Origin of the sequence: Klebsiella sp. 2019SCSN059, from assembly GCF_021739525.1 — a bacterium.
Classification (GTDB): domain Bacteria; phylum Pseudomonadota; class Gammaproteobacteria; order Enterobacterales; family Enterobacteriaceae; genus Klebsiella; species Klebsiella quasipneumoniae.
The window spans coordinates 1-3,780 of record NZ_JAKKOM010000082.1 but is presented as its reverse complement, the minus strand read 5'-3'; the positions used below and the strand labels follow the sequence as shown (position 1 = coordinate 3,780).

The 3,780-nt window shown below is 59.6% G+C and carries 2 protein-coding genes; both read right to left on the bottom strand.

The window, feature by feature from the left end; translation table 11 throughout:
• Positions 1–67: 67 nt before the first annotated feature.
• The gene (locus L2I46_RS28775; protein ID WP_001138073.1) at positions 68–3,040 is read right to left on the bottom strand and encodes a Tn3 family transposase; all 2,973 of its coding nucleotides are present in this window, start codon (positions 3,038–3,040) and stop codon (positions 68–70) included.
• Positions 3,041–3,042: 2 nt separating this feature from the next.
• Positions 3,043–3,600, bottom strand: a complete 558-nt coding sequence (locus L2I46_RS28770; RefSeq protein ID WP_001162012.1) for a recombinase family protein — start codon at positions 3,598–3,600, stop codon at positions 3,043–3,045.
• Between the last annotated feature and the right edge of the window lie 180 nt (positions 3,601–3,780).

Below are 3,780 nucleotides of genomic sequence, written 5' to 3'. Positions count from 1 at the left end.
GAATGAAAGCCTGTCCTCAGCATAGTACTGGGAAGGAGGGAGTGACCATCTCATTAAATAAAGCACGCTAAGCCGGTGGCAGCGGTCGCAATGGCCTAAACTTCCCCGCACCGACCTTGGCGCTGCTGCGCCATAGGTAATCGCCGGTCAGGTTGATGTGCTCCCACCCCAGCGGCGACAGATATTGCAACAATGTGTCGTCCAGCGCCGTGCCGTTGCCACGCAAAGCACTGGTGGCACGCTCCAGATATACCGTGTTCCACAACACGATGGCCGCCGTCACCAGATTGAGGCCGCTGGCCCGGTAGCGCTGCTGCTCAAAACTGCGGTCGCGGATTTCACCCAATCGGTAGAAGAAGACCGCCCTGGCCAGCGCGTTGCGCGCCTCGCCCTTATTCAGCCCCGCATGGACGCGGCGGCGCAGCTCCACGCTTTGCAGCCAATCCAAAATGAACAGCGTGCGCTCGATGCGCCCCAGCTCGCGCAACGCCACGGCCAAGCCGTTCTGGCGCGGGTAGCTGCCGAGTTTGCGCAGCATCAGCGAAGCCGTTACCGTGCCTTGCTTGATGGAGGTGGCCAGCCGCAGAATTTCATCCCAATGGGCGCGTATTTGCTTGATGTTCAGCCTGTCGCTGCTAATCATCGGCTTGAGCGCGTCATAGGCGGCATCGCCCTTGGGGATGAATAGCTTGGTTTCGCCCAAGTCACGGATACGCGGCGCGAAGCGAAATCCCAGCAAATGCATCAAGCCAAACACGTGATCGGTGAAGCCTGCCGTGTCGGTGTAGTGTTCCTCGATGCGCAAGTCCGACTCGTGGTACAGCAGGCCATCAAGCACGTAAGTTGAATCACGAATGCCCACGTTGACCACCTTGGCACTGAAGGGCGCGTACTGGTCGGAGATATGGGTGTAGAAAGTCCGTCCTGGACTGCTTCCATACTTCGGGTTGATATGACCAGTGCTTTCTGCTTTGCTGCCGGTTCTGAAGTTCTGGCCGTCCGACGATGACGTGGTGCCGTCACCCCAGTTGCCGGCGAAGGGTTGCCGAAACTGCGCATTCACCAGCTCGGCCAGCGCCGTCGAATAGGTTTCATCGCGGATGTGCCAGGCTTGCAGCCAAGACAGCTTGGCGTAGGTGGTGCCAGGGCAGGACTCGGCCATTTTGGTCAGACCCAGGTTGATCGCGTCGGCCAGGATCGTCGTCAACAGCAAGGTTTTGTCCTTGGCCGTGTCGCTGGTCTTCAGGTGTGTGAAGTGGCGGGTGAAGCCCGTCCATTCATCGACCTCCATCAGCAACTCGGTGATTTTGAGGTGCGGCAGCAGCATAGCTGTCTGGTCGATCATGGCTTGCGCGGCGTCTGGTACTGCCGCGTCCAGCGGCGTGATCTTCAGGCCTGACGCGGTGGTGATGATGGCATCCGGTAAGTCGTTGGCCGCAGCCATGCGGTTGACTGTGGCGAGTTGCGCCTCCAACAATTCCAACCGGTCATGCAGGTATTGGTCGCAGTCGGTGGCCACTGCCAGCGGCAATTCGCTGGCCAGCTTCAAAGTGGCGAACTTCTCGACCGGCACCAGGTATTCGTCGAAGTCCTTGAACTGGCGAGAACCCTGCACCCAGACATCACCGGAGCGCAGCGCGTTCTTCAGCTCCGACAGGGCGCATAACTCGTAGTAACGCCGGTCGATGCCGTCGTCGGTCAGAACCAGCTTTGCCCAGCGCGGCTTGATGAATGCGGTTGGCGCATCGGCGGGCACCTTGCGCGCGCTGTCGCTGTTCATGCCGCGCAGCATGTCGATGGCATCGAGCACACCCTTGGCGGCGGGCGCAGCCCGCAATTTGAGCACGCCCAGGAACTGCGGCGCGTAGCGGCGTAGCGTGGCATAGCTTTCACCGATGTGGTGCAGGAAATCAAAGTCGGCAGGCCGCGCCAATGTTTGCGCTTCGGTGACGCTGGCGGCGAAGGTGTCCCAGGGCATAACGGCCTCGATGGCGGCGAACGGATCGCTGCCGCTTTGCTTGGCCTCAATCAACGCTTGACCGATGCGCCCATACATCCGCACCTTGTCGTTGATCGCCTTGCCGGAAGCCTGGAACTGCTGCTGATGCTTGTTCTTGGCCGCGTTGAACAGCTTGCCGATGATGCGATCGTGAAGGTCGATGATTTCATCGGTGACGGTGGCCATGCCTTCGATGGCCAGCGCTACCAGCGTGGCATAGCGTCGTTGCACCTCGAACTTTGCCAGATCAGCAGGCGTCATCTGGCCACCTTCACGAGCGATTTTGAGCAGGCGGTTCTGGTGAACCTGCCGCTCGATGCCTGCGGGCAGATCAAGTGCTTGCCAGGATTTCAGGCGCTCAATATGTTCGAGCATGTGGCGAGAGTTCGGTTTGGCAGGCGACTGGCGCAGCCATGCCAGCCACGTCACTTTACTGCCGTCCTTGCGCTTGAGAAGTTCGTCCAGGCGCTGACGGTGGGGTGATAACAAAGAATCGGTCAGCGCCGCGTAAATGCGTCGGTTGGCACGGGTGATGGCCTCGGCGCTTGCGCGCTCGATGGCATTCATGGCGGGCAGGATAATGCTCTGCCGCCGCAGATTCTCGACAAGTGCGCTCGCCAGCACGATGCCTTTGTCGGTCTGCAAGGCCAGCTCGGTCAATGTATGCACGGCTTGCCGATAGTGGCTCATGGTGAAGGGCTTGAACCCAAAAACCGTTTGCAGCTCGACCAAGTGCTCCCGCCGTGTCTGTTCGCGCTGGCCGTACTCGCTCCAACTTTCCACTGGCATCTTGAGTTGCGCGGCCACCATGCGCAACAGGGGCGGAAACGGAGGCTCATCGACGCCCAAAAAGGTGCCAGGGAATCGCAAGTAGCAAAGCTGCACAGCGAAGCCCAATCGATTCGCGGCGCCGCGACGCTGACGGATCACCGACAGGTCGGTTTCGTTGAACGTGTAGTGCCGTATCAGTTCGTCTTTGGCATCTGGCAGTGCCAGCAGGCTTTCGCGCTCGGTGGCGGACAGGATTGAGCGGCGTGGCATGGTCAGTCTTCCCGCAGGTACTGGTACAAGGTTTCGCGGCTGATGCCGAAGTCACGGGCCACCAAGGTTTTTTGGTCGCCTGCCGCAACTCGCCGTTTCAACTCGGCAATTTGTTCGCTGTTCAGCGATTTCTTTCGTCCCCGGTAGGCACCGCGCTGCTTGGCCAGCACGATTCCCTCGCGCTGACGTTCGCGGATCAGGGCGCGCTCGAACTCAGCGAAGGCTCCCATGACCGACAGCATCAGATTGGCCATCGGTGAGTCCTCGCCGGTGAACTTCAGCCCTTCTTTGACGAACTCCATGCGCACGCCCCGTTGTGTCAGCCCTTGGACGATGCGGCGCAGGTCATCAAGGTTGCGTGCCAGCCTGTCCATGCTATGCACCACCACGGTGTCGCCCTCGCGGACGAAGGCCAGCAGCCTTTCCAGCTCGGGACGCTGGGTGTCCTTGCCAGAAGCCTTGTCGGTGAACACCCGCGCCACCTGAACACCCTCCAATTGCCGTTCCGGGTTCTGGTCGAAGCTGCTGACGCGGACATAGCCGATGCGTTGACCTTGCAAGATGCCTCCAAAGGCAAAAGTGTCAGGATGAAATCTATTACCTTTGACGGAATATGTCAATCAATAGGAAATTTAACTCTATTCTGACATCGTTTGCACATGGTGTCGTTTTCAGAAGACGGCTGCACTGAACGTCAGAAGCCGACTGCACTATAGCAGCGGAGGGGTTGGATCCATCAG

Excerpts from the sequence above, each read along its gene's own strand:
- L2I46_RS28775 (WP_001138073.1), bottom strand. The coding sequence starts at position 3,040 with ATGCCACGCCGCTCAATCCTGTCCGCCACCGAGCGCGAAAGCCTGCTG.